Source organism: Microbacterium sp. 8M (assembly GCF_902506375.1).
GTDB lineage: Bacteria > Actinomycetota > Actinomycetes > Actinomycetales > Microbacteriaceae > Microbacterium.
Genome location: NZ_LR733284.1, coordinates 3,121,772 through 3,135,177, shown reverse-complemented (window position 1 = coordinate 3,135,177; position 13,406 = coordinate 3,121,772). Strand labels below are relative to the sequence as shown.

The window sequence follows — 13,406 nt, the reverse complement described above, 5'->3', positions numbered from 1 at the left end:
AACTTACGGTTCTCCCGCGGATCTAGATATCGCAAACATGCGGATCCGGGACGCTGCGGTCGCGGAGCCGCCGATGGCGGCGCTGGCGTGCGGAGCACGGAGGCATAGCCTGGACGCGTGACCCCGTCTGCATCGGCCCCGACGCTCGGCGCCCTCCTCGACGCCGCTCGCGCGGCGCTGCGGGACGTGCCGCAGGAGGCGCTCGGCCGCGAGAAGCTCTCCCGCTGGCGTGCGCCGCGCATCGTGCGCAGCGGATCCGCCTGGCACGTCGGAGTGCTGCTGATCGCCGACGACGCCGTGTTCGCCACGGCGGAGGTGCTGCGCGCTGCGGCACCGGTGCGCCGCGGGTACGCCGCGGAGTCTGCACGTGCCCGCGCCGAAAGGCGCGCGGAGGCGTCGCGCGGCGGATTCCGCGAGGGCGAGACTGTGCACGTCGGGTGGTCCCGGATCGACCTGGACGCGGTCGCGGCCGGCGGATCCTCCGGCCCCCTCGCGGTGGTGGACGGCGTGCCGTCGGTGCGATGGTCGCCCGCCGCGGGGCTCATGTCGCTGGAGACCTACCTGAACGAGCGGATCGCGCTGCTGCGCCAAGGGCAGTGACGCCCGGTCCCTGAGGGAGGAACGCCGGTTCTCGGGGATCAGCGGGCGAGCGCGCGCTCGCCGAAGCGGTGCAGGATGCGGGCGGGCTCGGTCACCACGGACGCCAGCACGGCCTCCTGAACAGTGTGGAACGCGTCCGGGTCGAAGTAGCCGGTCGTGCGGTAGAACACCATCCGGTCGGCGAAGTCGCGCGGCGAGGGCTCCGGGTGGAACTGGGTCGCGTAGAGGTCGGCGCCCACGCGGTAGGCCTGCACGGGGCAGGAGTCGTTGCCGGCGAGCAGCACCGCACCCGGGGGAGGCTGGGTCGAGCCCTCCTTGTGCGCGGTGAAGGCGTGGAACGTGGCGCCCGCCGGGCCGAACAGGGGATCGGCCGCGCCTTCCGGCGTCGTCCGGATCTCCGCTGCCGTCGCCTCCTCCGGATTCTCCGTGCCGACGCTGCCGCCGAGGAGCCGCGTCACCACGCCGATCCCGAAGCAGGTGAAGAATGCGGTCGTGGCGCCGTCGATCGCGCGCGCGGCGATGCGCTCCAGGTCCGCCTCCACGCGGAGCTGTGTCGCGGACTTGCGCACGTCGGTGACGTTGAACGGAGAGCCGCCGATGACGAATCCGGCGTACCGGTCGAAGGCGTCGTCCGGAAGCGCGGTGGTGGTGAGGTCGATCCGGTCCAGCGCGTCGGCGTCGACGCCGAGGGCGACGCGGAAGGAGGCGCGCTCCGCCGTCGCCGCATCCAGCTCAGGGCGCACGCCGACGTACAGAAGCGAGGCCATCCCTGGATTCTAGGGGAGCGGTGGATCCGGACGAGGCCCGGATGAAATGGTCGGGAATACAGTCGAGTGGTATCTGTTGAACTTGATAGCACTACGCTCAAGTTTGAGAGGAAGCGAAATGCCCAACGACTTCACCGACGCGGGTTCGGGCTCGTTCGACGAGTTCCTGGCACGCTATCTCGCCGGTGAGCAGGCCCGGCAGACCCGGTCGATCGACCTCAGCCGGTTCCTCACCGTGCGCACGCAGCGGACGCTGCAGCGCGCGGGCCGTTTCGCGCTCGAGCGCGGCCAGACCGAGCTCGACGCGCTGCACGTGCTCCGCACCGTCGTCGAGGACGACGCCGTCGTCCAGGCGATCCGCAACATCGGCGTCTCCCCGCAGGCCATCATCGACGCGGTCGAGACGCGGCTGCCTGCTCCGGGGCCGGCGTCCGACGTGGACGCCGCCACGATCACCCCCGGTGCCAGCCGGGCTCTGTTCCACGCCTACCAGGTCGCCCGTTCCTCGGGCGCGACCTACATCGAGCCCGAGCACGTCTTCTTCGCGCTCGTGCTCGGACAGGACGTGCCCGCGGGCCAGATCCTGGCACGCGCCGGGGTCACGGCCGAGGCGCTCACGCAGAGCCTCCGCGAGCCGGTGCCTGCGGGTGCCGCCCCCGAGGCGGAGACCGCGACGGGCGCGTCCGAGACCCCGATGCTGGATCGCTTCGGCCTGGACCTCACGGCCCGTGCCCGCGCCGGCGAACTGGATCCCGTGATCGGCCGCGCGGACGAGATCGAGCAGACGATCGAGATCCTCAGTCGCCGCACGAAGAACAACCCCGTCCTGATCGGCGAGGCCGGCGTCGGCAAGACCGCGATCGTGGAGGGCCTGGCCCGCGCGATCGTCGACGGCGCCGTTCCGGCGCAGCTGAAGGACCGCCGCGTCGTGGCGCTCGACCTGCCCGCCATGCTCTCCGGAACCCGCTACCGCGGCGACTTCGAGGAGCGCCTCACCCAGACGATGGACGAGATCGCCGCCCACAAGGGCGAGATCATCGTGTTCATCGACGAGGTGCACACCGTCGTGGGCGCCGGCGGCTCCGGCGAGGGCGGCGGCATGGACGCCGGGAACATCCTGAAGCCGCGCCTGGCGCGGGGCGACCTGCACCTCGTCGGCGCGACGACGCTCGCCGAGTACCGGCGGATCGAGAAGGATCCGGCGCTGGAGCGCCGCTTCCAGCCGGTCAAGGTCGCGGAGCCCTCGATCGAGGACGCCGTGCGCATCCTGGACGGGCTCAAGCCCGTCTACGAGCAGCACCACGCCGTGACCTACACGGAGGACGCGATCCGCGCCGCGGTGGAGCTCAGCGCCCGCTACCTGCCCGACCGCGTGCTGCCGGACAAGGCGATCGACCTCATCGACCAGGCCGGCGCCCGGCTGCGGCTGCGGCTCGGCGTGGTCGACGACGTCGAGGCGCTGCTCACGGAGCTCGCCGACCTGGAGGCGCGCAAGAACGCCGCGGTCGGCGCCGAGCACTACGAGGAGGCGTCGCGGATCCGCGACGAGATCGCCGCGGTGCAGCGCCGGATCGACGCCGCCGGCCGCCCCGCCGTGGTGATGAACGCGGAGGCCGCCGTGGTCGACGAGGCCGAGATCGCCGCGGTGATCTCCCGTGCGACCGGGATCCCGGTCAGCCGTGTCTCGGAGAGCGAGCGCGAGCGTCTGACCGACCTCGAGGCCGACCTGCACGCCCGCGTGATCGGTCAGGACGACGCGGTCACCGCCGTGGCCCGCGCCGTGCGGCGCAGTCGCACCGGCATGGGCGACGCCCGGCGCCCGGTCGGCTCGTTCCTCTTCCTCGGCCCCACCGGTGTCGGCAAGACCGAGCTGGCGAAGGCCCTTGCCGACCGTCTCTTCGACGACGAGACCGCCGTGATCCGCTTCGACATGAGCGAGTTCGGCGAGCGGCACACGGTGTCGCGGCTCGTCGGTGCCCCTCCGGGATACGTGGGCTACGACGAGGCGGGGCAGCTCACCGAGCGGGTGCGGCGCAACCCGTACTCGATCGTGCTGTTCGACGAGATCGAGAAGGCCCACCCCGACGTGTTCAACCTGCTGCTGCAGGTGCTCGACGACGGACGGCTCACCGACGGTCAGGGCCGCACGGTCGACTTCCGCAACACGGTGATCGTGATGACCTCGAACATCGGATCCGAGTTCCTCGCCTCGCGCTCGGGTGCGCTCGGCTTCGTGGCCTCGCAGGATGCCTCTGCGAACGGCTTCGCCTCGCAGGAGGACCTGCGGGCCCGGGTGATGGGCAAGCTGCGCGAGGCCATGCGGCCCGAGTTCCTGAACCGCATCGACGAGATCGTGCTGTTCTCGAAGCTCGGGCGCGACGAGCTGAGCCGCATCGTCCGACTGCTGCTGCAGGCGACGGCGGACCGGCTCGCGGGCCGCGAGGTGTCGCTCGACGTGACGGACGCGGCCGTGGCCTGGCTCGGCGAGCACGGCTACGAGCCGGAGTACGGCGCGCGGCCGCTGCGCCGCCTGATCCAGCGCGAGGTCGACGACCGCATCGCCGACCTGTTCGTCTCGGGCGAGCTCCGCGACGGCGGCCGGGTGCAGGTGGACGCGGTCGACGGTGCCCTGCGCGTCACCGTTCCGTTCGAGGTCGCTCAGGCCGCCTGACCGTCTCCACTTGTTTCGAAGCGCGCATCTGGTCCCATCCAGAGCCTGGATCCAGCCATTTGCGCGCTTCGAAACGCTGTGAATCAGCGGGAGGAGTTCGCGGTGCGGCCGCGGACGACGCCGACGAACGCCTCGACGTCGGGCGTGGTCGCGTCGCGCGGCCAGGCCAGCAGCACCGGGGACACCGGCGCATCGCGCAGGATCCGGTATTCGACGTCCTTGCGGTGATGCAGGCGGGCCAGTGACATCGGGGCGACCAGGATGCCGACACCCGCGGCGACCGTCGCGACCGCGTCCTCGACCGTGTCGAGCGGACCGATCGCGGCCGCCTGGGCCGGAAGGTCCAGCTCTCCGAGCACGTCCTCCCGGGTCGTCAGGAGGGTCTCGCCCTCCAGGTCGGCGGGGGAGAGCTCATCGGCGGCGAGCAGGTGCGATTCGGCGGAGGCGATCACGACCGGCAGCTCCTCGTAGAGCGCGATCGCGTGCATGCCGTCCCGGTCGAACGGATCCCGCACCAGGGCGAGGTCGACGCTCCCCGCGGTGAGGGCGGTGCGCTGCGCGCTGAACGGGACCGGCACGAGCTCGAGCGTCACGTCCGGCATCCGGGCGTTCCACGCGTCGATCCAGCGACCCGGGGTCGCGCCCGGCACCGCGCCCAGGCGCAGGACCCGCGGCTCCTCGGCCCGCGCGGCGGGAGCGTCGAAGACGACCTTCTCGGTCTTCTTCGTCGCGCGCTGCGGCGCGCCCTTCCCCCCGCCCTTCGCCGCGGCCTTCCCGGCGCCCTTCGCCGCGGCCTTCCCGACGTTCTGGGCTTTGCCGGCGTTCCTGCCGCTGGCGGTGCTGCGCGCACCGCCCTTGGCGGAGCGCACCGCGGGCTTGCGTCCGCCGGATGCGCCTCGCCTGCTCATGCGTTCAGCGTACCGGCGCTGCCCCGCCGCACCGACCGGCTCAGGCCTCCGCGGCGCGGATCACGACGCAGCACCGTTCGGCGCCGGGGTCCAGTTGCGCGTCGAGGTGGCGGCATCCGAGGCCCTCGGCGACCCCCGCGACGTACGCCTGGTTCATCCCGCAGATGAGCGCCGTGTGGCCGCGCGCGAGGTCGTGGAACGGGCAGTTCGCGAGCACGAGCCCGTCCTCGGTCGAGCGCGGCTCGTAGCCCTGATCGGCGAGGGCGGGCCGGATCCGCTCGTACTCGTGCGAGGCGTCGGCGGGACCGGCGTCGGCATGCCCTGCCCCCTCGGCGATCCGTGCGCCGTACGCGCTGCCCTCGTCGCGGGCGACCTCGCGGAGCGCCGCGTCGATCGGCACGTCGTCGGAAGCGTGCTCGATCGCGCGCGCGAGCAGGTGCCCGGCCAGGTCGAAGCGCCGCGGCGGAAGGGAGACCGCGATGGTCTGCTCCGCGCGCCGGTAGAGCTTCGACGGGCGCCCGGCGCCGGGGCCGGTACGGCCGGTCAGGCGGCGGAACTCCACGTCGAGCAGGCCGAGCTCGACGAGGCGGTCGAGTTGGAAGCGCGCGACGTGCGCTGCCACGCCCACGGAGTCGGCGGCGCTCTCCCGCGTGACGGCGTCCGGCTGTGCGATGACGTGCTCGTACAGCGCCCGCCGGGTGGGGTCCGCCAGGGCCCCGATCCCCGCGGCCTGCTCCGAGATGCTCATGTGCTCACTCTAACTGAAGATTCCCTTGATTTTAGAGACTGATGGTTCTAATTTGTGATCTATCACCTTTTAGAAGGGAGCTGTCATGACCACCTCGGCCCAGACCAGAACCGCGGCGCGTTCGCCGCTGCTGCAGGACGGAAACCGGCAGGCCTTCCTCCTGCTGCGCACCGTCTTCACCGTCGCGCCGATCCTCTTCGGTCTCGACAAGTTCGTCCGCATCCTCAAGCCGGACTGGGAGGTGTATCTCGCCCCGTGGATCAACGGCATGATCGGCCTGGATGCGCACACTTTCATGTACATCGTGGGCGCTGTCGAGATCGTCGCGGGGATCTTGGTCGCCTTCCTGCCACGGATCGGCGGCTACGTGGTCGCCGCGTGGCTGCTCGGCATCATCGTGAGCCTGGTGACCGCGGGCGGCTTCCTCGACATCGCGCTGCGCGACTTCGGGCTGCTGGTGGGCGCGCTCGCCCTCTCCAGCCTCGCGGCGGCGCAGCGCGGTGGGCGCTGGCGCTGAGCGGCGGCCCCGCAGGAGCTGGGGACTGCGACGGCGTGCATCTCGGGGGTGCGCGCCGTCGCGGGGTGCCACGGAGGACCGACACGCGCGAAATGCGTGCGCGGGAATAGATCCGGCCCGGCCGAGGTTGCAGATGTATCCGGGGAAAGTCCCGGGCACGGGAGGTTTTCGTGGGTAAGAACTACGTCGACATCGAGGACGGCCACGGCGGCACGCTGCGCTACCGCAAGCACGCCAATGGCCGCGGGCTGATCGCGCACGGTGCCAAGGTGCACCCGCAGGCGGTCGTGGAAGCCGGTGCCTACGTCGAACCGGGGGCGAAGGTCGGGGCCGGCGCGTACGTCGCGCGCGGCGCCTGGATCGAGCCCGAGGCGATCGTGGGCGTGAACGCCCGGATCGAGGCCCATGCCCACATCGGGCAGGGGGCCGTGATCGGAGACGGCGCCACCATCGGCGTGCGCACCGAGGTCGGCACCGGCGCGCACATCGCGCGGGGCGCCAAGATCGGCGACGACGAGACCGTCGCCGCCGGCATGAATCTGGACACCGACCGCAAGGGCCTCTGGCTGGCGGCCTGAACGCCGCGGCCATCGAGGCCGCACCGAAGACGCGCATCTCTGCGGAGGTGCGCGTCTTCGCGTATCCGGCGCCGTGAACTCAGCGCCCGCACCACCGCGCGGTCAGCGCTGGCAGTTCGGGCACCAGAACGTGCGGCGCTCCTCGGTGGGGTCGGCGCCCAGCTCGCCCGTCAGGATGAGAGCGCCGCAGCGGCGGCAGGGGCGGCGGGCTCTTCCGTAGACCCAGGTGGTGCGGCCGCGCAGCGCGACCCCGGTGAACGTGCGGTCGACCCGGTTCCGGTTGGCGCGGATCGTGCGCGCCCCGAGATCGAGGAGCGCCGCCGCGTCCACCTCCGTGGCAGGGCGCGTCGGCAGCACGCCACGCAGGAACAGCAGCTCGGCGGCGTACTCGTTGCCGAACCCGGCTACGTTGCGCTGATCCAGCAGCGCCACGTGGATCGGCCGCGGGTCCGCCTCCAACCGGCGTGCCGCCTCCGCCGGATCCCAGTCATCGCTGAGCGGATCCGGTCCGAGGTGCGAGACCAGGGTCGCCTCCTCGGCCGTCGGCACGAGCGCCAGCATCGAGACCTCGAAGCCGACGGCTTCCACCGCGGCCGTGCCGACGATCGCGCGGGCGGTGTGCGCGGGCGCCCGCCAGCGCTCGCCGGGCCGGTACAGGTGCCAGGCGCCGTCCATGCGCAGGTGTGACCGGAGCGTCCAGCCGCCGATGCGCATGAGGATGTGCTTGCCGCGCGGAATCACGGCGTGCACGACGGATCCGGTCAGGTCGGCGTTCGCCAGATCGGGCACCCGCAGGTCGAAACGCGTCACCTCGCCGCCGCGCAGCGCCCGGTCGAGGCGGTGCGCCACGCGGTAGACGGTGTCGCCCTCAGGCACCGGGCGCCGCCGGGGTCGTGCTCCCGACCGCCGCGCGCTCGGTCAGGGCGCGGGCAAGCATCGTGGATCCTGCGACGGCGGCGGGCATCGTGATGACCGCGCCGAGCGGCACCATGAAGCACAGCTGTGTGGCGACGCCGAAGCCGAGCACTCGCGCCCGTCCGGAGGCGAGCAGCCGGGCGCGGTCGTGGCGGCTCAGGCCGCGGGCGTCGAAGGCGCGGCCCGTGAGCTCCCGCGCGAGCAGGCGTCCGGAGAGCAGCACCCCGACGACGGTCGCGAGCACTCCGCCCACGACCGGGATGAGACCCAGCACCAGGGTCAGCAGCGCGATCAGCGCGCCGAGCACCACGAGGCGCAGCCCCTCGCCGACTGTCGCCCAGAACCCGGTCTCGCCCGTGGGCTCGGGCCCTCCCAGGCTGCGCTCGACCTCGCGCCAGATGCGCTGGTAGAACGGATCCCCGATCGTCAGGGTCAGAGCGGTGAAGACGAGCGCCGACAGCACGGCACCGGCCACGAACAGCACGATGCCGAGCGCTATGCGCAGGGCGTCGCGCCAGCCGGAGACCCAGCCGTCGGCGAACGGCGTCATCCAGGCGGTGATCGCGCCGAGCGAGAATGCGAGGGGGATCAGGAGCGCGGCCAGCAGGAGGAAGCTGATCACCGCGGGGATGAGGCCCCATGCGAGCAGCCCAGGGCGCGTGCGCCACAGCGCGAACCCGCGCAGCAGGGTGCCGACGCCGGCGGCGAACTCGCGGATCATGCCACCAGGGTAAGCGCGGGCGCCGCGGTCGGGCGCCGTCACAGCGCCTTGCGCAGGGTGTATCCCCGCGGCGTCGCCACAAAGCCCGCCTCCTGGAGCAGCCCGCCGAGCCGGGGGCCGAGCCCCGATCCGTCGGCGCCGCGGTCGTACAGGCTGGTGCCGTTCACCTTCTCCACGGTGAGGGTCTCCAGGCGTCGCGCCTTCGCGGTCGCGGCGAGGTCGGCCGTCGCGGCGCGCAGCTCCTCCTCGTCGCCCGAGAACGCGAGCACCGTCTTGCCGCCCCGCTCCAGGTACAGCACGAGGGCGCCGTCCACGAGCACCACGAGCGCGCCGGCCTTGCGTCCGGGGCGGTGCGAGACCTCGTCCATCCGGGGCCAGCCGAGGGCTGCGCCGTACGGGTTCGCCGGATCGGTGGCCGCGAGCGTGCGCGCCATGCGCGGCGGCGGGTCGGCGAGCCCGGCGAACGTGCGCAGCCGGTCGATCGTGGCCGACGCGGCGAACTGCGCCGCGCCCAGCTTCTCGATCACGTATCCGCGGCGGCAGTGCCCGGCCTCTTCGAAGCCCGCCAGCACACGATACGCCTGCGCGAAACCGCCGGGCACGCCCTCGGCCTGCACAGATCCACGGGTGACGACGCCGTACCGGTCGAGCAGCAGTCCCGCCGAGACCGTGGCGCGCCGCGCCGGATCCGTCTCCGCCTCCGGGAGCAGCGACCAGCGGCCGCCGACGGACAGCGGGCGCGGCGCTGAGGCCGGGCGGGCCGGGGACATCCCGCGGAACGTGCGGGCGCGCGGGGCGCGGCGCGTCACCTTGTGCGCCTGGCTGCCGCCGCTCAGCAGCGCGCGGATCGGGGCGAACGTGTCGTTCGTGACGTGCCCCGACCAGGCGAGGTTCCACAGCGCCTCGACCACCGATGCCTCGTTCTCCGCGCCGACCGTCTCCCGCAGTTGCGCGGCGAAATAGGCCCCGCCGGAGGCGAGGGCCGCGAGGAGCTGCGCCTCCAGCGATCCCGCCTCGGGCGCGTCCTCGGCGAACGGCACCGTGAACGGGGCGAGGTCGGCGGGGTGCAGCGACACCCAGCCGTCGCGGCCCGGCAGCGCTCCGTGGCCGGCCCAGACCACCTCGCCGGAGCTGGTGAGCTCGTCGAGCATCGCCGGGGCGTAGTCGCGCACGCGCTGCGGCAGGATCAGCGACTCCCACGCGCTGGCGGGGATCGGCACGCCGGCGAGCTGCTCGATCACGGTCGCGACGCCGTCGATGCCCTCGAGCGGACGCGCCACGTGCTGCCACTCCGGCAGGAACCGCGCGAACGCGGCCGGGGGCACCGGCTCGACGCTGCCCCGGATGGCGGCGAGGGAGCGCATCCGCAGCCGGCGCAGCACCTCGGTGTCGCACCACTCCGTCTCGTCCGGACCGGCGGACGTGGCGGAGGCGCGGGCTCCCGTCACGCCGGCCGCGGGATCCGGCAGGAAGTACCCGCTCGTGACGCGCCCGTCGGCCTCGAGGCGCTGCAGCGTCTGTCGCACGATGGCGGTGCCGAGTCCGAACCGTGCCGCCACCGCCGATCCCAGGAACGGACCGTGCGTGCGCGCGTGCCGGGCGACGAGATCGCCGAGCGGATCCGCGACCGGCTCCAGGAACGCCACCGGGATTCCCACGGGCAGCGGCACGCCGAGGGCGTCGCGCAGGCGCCCGGCGTCCTCGATCGCGGCGACGCGGCGCGCCCCGCCGATCGTGACCTCGATCGCGCGGCGGGCCTCGACGAGCGTCGCGAGGTGCGCCGCGGCCACAGCGTCGGTCGCTGAGCCTGTCGAAGCGCCCTTCGTCTCGTCGCTGCGCTCCTCGCTCAGGGACCGGCCCGACTCCGCGTCCGACTCGGGCTCCAGCCGCGCCGCGACCTCCGCCGCATCGAGCGGGCCGAGGATCCGCAGCAGATCCGCGACGCCCTCCACGCCCCGGGCGCGGCGGGCCGGATCCAGCCGCTGCGCCTCGCGCTCGAACTGCGCGATGACGTCCGGATCCAGCAGCTCCCGCAGCTCGACCGTGCCGAGGAGCTCGCCGAGCAGCGCGGGGTCGACCGACAGGGCGGCGGCCCGGCGCTCGGCGAGCGGGGAATCGCCCTCGTACATGAACGCGCCCACGTAGCCGAACAGCAGATCGCGGGCGAACGGCGACGGCTGCGCGGTCTGCACCTCGACGAGCCGGATCCGCCGTTCCGCGATCCCGGTGATCAGGCGCCGCAGCGCCGGCAGGTCGTAGACGTCCTGCAGCACCTCGCGCAGGGTCTCCAGGATGATCGGGAACGTCGGGTGCTTGCGCGCGACCTCGAGCAGCTGGGCCGAGCGCTGTCGCTGCTGCCAGAGCGGCGTGCGCCGGTTCGGATTCATCCGCGGCATGAGCAGCGCGCGGGCGGCGCATTCGCGGAACCGCGAGGCGAACAGGGCGGATCCGCCGACCTCGTCGGTGACGATCCGCTCCAGCTCGTCGGGGTCGAAGACGAACAGCTCGGCGCCGGGCGGCTCCGCGTCGGCGTCCGGCACCCGCACGATGATGCCGTCGTCGCTCGCGACCGCGGATCCCTCCACGCCGAGGCGCTCGCGGATGCGCGCGTTCACGGCGAGGGCCCACGGCGCGTGTACGGTCTGCCCGAAGGGCGAGTGCAGGATCACCCGCCAGTCGCCGATCTCGTCGCGACTGCGCTCCACGGTGAGCGTGCGGTCCGTCGGCAGGGTGCCGGTGGAGGCCTTCTGCTCATTCAGATGCGCCAGGAGGTTGTCCTGGGCGAGCGCGTCGAGTCCCGCGGCGGCGAGCCGTTCCCGAGCCTGGGGCTCCGGGGCGCCGTGCACCTCCCGGTTGAACGCGCCGAGCGCCTCGCCGAGCTCGAAGGGACGGCCCAGCCCGTCGCCGTGCCAGAACGGCACCTTGCCGGGCTGCCCGAACGCGGGGATCACGTTGACGCGGTCGTGGGTGATCTCGGCGATCCGCCAGCTCGTCGTGCCGAGCGTGAACACGTCGCCCACGCGGGACTCGTACACCATCTCCTCGTCGAGCTCGCCGACACGGGCGCCCGTGGTCTCGCCGGCCACGAACACGCCGAACAGTCCGCGGTCGGGGATGGTGCCGCCGCTCGTGACGGCGATGCGCTGCGCGCCGGGCCGCCCGGTCAGGGTGCCCGCGTCGCGGTCCCACACCAGGCGCGGGCGCAGCTCGGCGAACTCGTCCGAGGGGAAGCGGCCGGCGAGGAGGTCGAGCGTCGCCTCGTAAGCCGATCGGGGGAGCGACGCGAACGGCGCGCTGCGGCGCACGGTGTCGAACCACTGCTCGACGTCGAGGGGATCCAGCGCGCAGGCGGCGACTGTCTGCTGCGCGAGGATGTCGAGCGGATTGCGCGGCACGCTGATCGCCTCGATCTGACCGGCGAGCATGCGCTCGGTCACGATCGCGGTGTGCAGCACGTCGCCGCGGTGCTTCGGGAAGAGCGAGGCGCGGCTGATCTCGCCGACCTGGTGCCCGGCGCGCCCCACGCGCTGCAGGCCGGATGCGGCGGAGGGCGGCGCCTCCACCTGGATGACCAGGTCGACCGCCCCCATGTCGATGCCGAGCTCGAGGCTGCTCGTCGCCACGACGCAGCGCAGCACGCCCGACTTCAACTCCTCCTCGACGATCGCGCGCTGCTCCTTGGAGACGGAGCCGTGGTGCGCCTTGGCGAGCACCGGGCCCGCACCCGCCGTCGACCCGGCCTGCGCCATCATCGCCGCGGGCGGCCCCTGAGCCTGTCGAAGGGCGGCCGCAGGACGGTCGAGGCCGATCCGCTCGCTGTAGATCTCGTTGAGCCGTCCGGTGAGTCGCTCCGCCAGCCGCCGGGAGTTGGCGAACACGATCGTCGAGCGGTTCTGCAGGATCCGGTCGACGATCGCCTCTTCCACATGCGGCCAGACGGATCCCGTCATCTCGGTGTTCTCACCGAACGCGTCGGCGCCGCCGGTCGTCTGATCGATCCGCTCCGCGCCGGGCGGCCTCGGCGTCTCGTCGGTGCCGGGTGGGGGCGGCGGATTCAGCATGTCCTCGATGGGCACCACCACCTGCAGGTCGAAGGTCTTCGATGCGGGCGGCGCCACGATCTCCACCGGCTGCGCGCCGCCGAGGAACCGCGCGACCTCGTCGATCGGCCGCACTGTCGCCGACAGTCCGATGCGCTGCACCGGGGTGTCGTGCCCCGCGGCGCGTCGCAGCTGGTCGAGCCGTTCCAGGCTCACGGCGAGGTGGGCGCCGCGCTTGGTCGCCGCGACCGCGTGCACCTCGTCGATGATGACGGTGTGCACGTCGCGCAGGGTGTCGCCGGCGCGGCTCGTGAGCATGAGGTACAGCGACTCGGGCGTCGTGATGAGGATGTCGGGCGGATCCGTGACGAGCTTGCGCCGGTCGGACGAGGTCGTGTCGCCCGAGCGCACGCCCACGGTCACCGCCGGGGCGGGCTGGCCCAGCCGGCGCGCGGACTGGCCGATCCCGATGAGAGGGGAGCGCAGGTTGCGCTCCACATCGACGCCGAGGGCCTTGAGGGGTGAGATGTAGAGGATCCGGGTGCGGCCGGGGCGCTCCGGCACGGCCTTCTTCCGGCCTCTCGATCCGGCGGACGCCGTGCCGGGGGAGCCGGCTTCGGATCCGGCAGCCTCCGCCGTGCGTTCCCGGAACACCCGGTCGATCGCCCACAGGAACGCCGACAGGGTCTTGCCGGATCCGGTCGGCGCGACGACGAGCGCGTGCTTCCCGCCGGAGATGGCCTCCCACGCACCCGCCTGCGCCGCGGTGGGCGCGGTGAACGCCCCGCGGAACCAGTCCTGGGTCGCGGGCGTGAACCGGTCGAGCACATCGTGCCGCGCCCCGGTCGCCGTATCGCTCATCCGTCCATCTTCGCCGCTGCCGCCGACATCCGGGTCGGGATCCGCCTACGGCGCAACGTGCGGTGCGCTGTCGCGGATCT

10 protein-coding genes are annotated in these 13,406 nt (G+C 73.0%); 4 read left to right on the top strand and 6 right to left on the bottom strand.

All coding sequences use genetic code 11. The annotated features are described in order from the left end of the window. Positions 1-117 precede the first annotated feature (117 nt). A complete protein-coding gene (locus AERO9AM_RS14825) occupies positions 118-600 on the top strand; it encodes a glutaminase (protein WP_159576834.1) in 483 nt (160 codons plus the stop codon). A gap of 38 nt (positions 601-638) precedes the next feature. Here the strand turns inward: AERO9AM_RS14825 and AERO9AM_RS14820 are convergent, their stop codons facing one another. Further along, positions 639-1,367 carry a glutamine amidotransferase-related protein gene (locus tag AERO9AM_RS14820; protein WP_159576833.1) on the bottom strand — a complete coding sequence of 243 codons (729 nt, stop codon included), beginning with the start codon at positions 1,365-1,367 and terminating at the stop codon, positions 639-641. Positions 1,368-1,485: 118 nt separating this feature from the next. On the opposite strand from AERO9AM_RS14820, the gene AERO9AM_RS14815 reads away from it, so the two are divergent. Next, entirely contained in the window at positions 1,486-4,038 is a 2,553-nt protein-coding gene (locus tag AERO9AM_RS14815) for an ATP-dependent Clp protease ATP-binding subunit (protein WP_159576832.1), read from the top strand. A gap of 83 nt (positions 4,039-4,121) precedes the next feature. Here the strand turns inward: AERO9AM_RS14815 and AERO9AM_RS14810 are convergent, their stop codons facing one another. Together AERO9AM_RS14810 and AERO9AM_RS14805 are read right to left on the bottom strand one after the other, a co-directional pair. Beyond that, positions 4,122-4,946: a LysR family substrate-binding domain-containing protein gene (locus AERO9AM_RS14810; RefSeq protein WP_159576831.1), complete on the bottom strand. Its 825-nt coding sequence runs from the start codon at positions 4,944-4,946 to the stop codon at positions 4,122-4,124. Positions 4,947-4,986: 40 nt separating this feature from the next. Then, complete coding sequence (locus AERO9AM_RS14805) at positions 4,987-5,694, bottom strand: helix-turn-helix transcriptional regulator (protein ID WP_159576830.1); 708 nt, start codon at positions 5,692-5,694, stop codon at positions 4,987-4,989. 85 nt (positions 5,695-5,779) lie between these two features. Here AERO9AM_RS14805 and AERO9AM_RS14800 point away from each other — a divergent pair, with 85 nt between their 5' ends. Further along, positions 5,780-6,211, top strand: a complete 432-nt coding sequence (locus AERO9AM_RS14800) for a hypothetical protein (RefSeq protein ID WP_159576829.1) — start codon at positions 5,780-5,782, stop codon at positions 6,209-6,211. 170 nt (positions 6,212-6,381) lie between these two features. Then, on the top strand, positions 6,382-6,789 hold the full coding sequence (locus tag AERO9AM_RS14795; RefSeq protein ID WP_159576828.1) for a transferase: 408 nt from the start codon (positions 6,382-6,384) through the stop codon (positions 6,787-6,789). A 102-nt stretch (positions 6,790-6,891) separates the two neighbouring features. Here the strand turns inward: AERO9AM_RS14795 and AERO9AM_RS14790 are convergent, their stop codons facing one another. From AERO9AM_RS14790 to AERO9AM_RS14780, 3 genes are read right to left on the bottom strand one after another with little or no spacing between them, the layout of a single operon-like run. Further along, entirely contained in the window at positions 6,892-7,665 is a 774-nt protein-coding gene (locus AERO9AM_RS14790) for a DNA-formamidopyrimidine glycosylase family protein (RefSeq protein WP_159576827.1), read from the bottom strand. Then, on the bottom strand, positions 7,658-8,425 hold the full coding sequence (locus tag AERO9AM_RS14785) for an EI24 domain-containing protein (protein WP_159576826.1): 768 nt from the start codon (positions 8,423-8,425) through the stop codon (positions 7,658-7,660). Before AERO9AM_RS14785 ends, AERO9AM_RS14790 begins: the two co-directional genes overlap by 8 nt. Positions 8,426-8,463: 38 nt before the next feature. Beyond that, the gene (locus tag AERO9AM_RS14780; protein ID WP_159576825.1) at positions 8,464-13,326 is read right to left on the bottom strand and encodes an ATP-dependent helicase; all 4,863 of its coding nucleotides are present in this window, start codon (positions 13,324-13,326) and stop codon (positions 8,464-8,466) included. Positions 13,327-13,406 lie beyond the last annotated feature (80 nt).

Coding starts and splice junctions, on each gene's coding strand:
- AERO9AM_RS14820 (WP_159576833.1), bottom strand. CDS start 1,367: ATGGCCTCGCTTCTGTACGTCGGCGTGCGCCCTGAGCTGGATGCGGCG.
- AERO9AM_RS14815 (WP_159576832.1), top strand. CDS start 1,486: ATGCCCAACGACTTCACCGACGCGGGTTCGGGCTCGTTCGACGAGTTC.
- AERO9AM_RS14810 (WP_159576831.1), bottom strand. CDS start 4,946: ATGAGCAGGCGAGGCGCATCCGGCGGACGCAAGCCCGCGGTGCGCTCC.
- AERO9AM_RS14805 (WP_159576830.1), bottom strand. CDS start 5,694: ATGAGCATCTCGGAGCAGGCCGCGGGGATCGGGGCCCTGGCGGACCCC.
- AERO9AM_RS14800 (WP_159576829.1), top strand. CDS start 5,780: ATGACCACCTCGGCCCAGACCAGAACCGCGGCGCGTTCGCCGCTGCTG.
- AERO9AM_RS14785 (WP_159576826.1), bottom strand. CDS start 8,425: ATGATCCGCGAGTTCGCCGCCGGCGTCGGCACCCTGCTGCGCGGGTTC.
- AERO9AM_RS14780 (WP_159576825.1), bottom strand. CDS start 13,326: ATGAGCGATACGGCGACCGGGGCGCGGCACGATGTGCTCGACCGGTTC.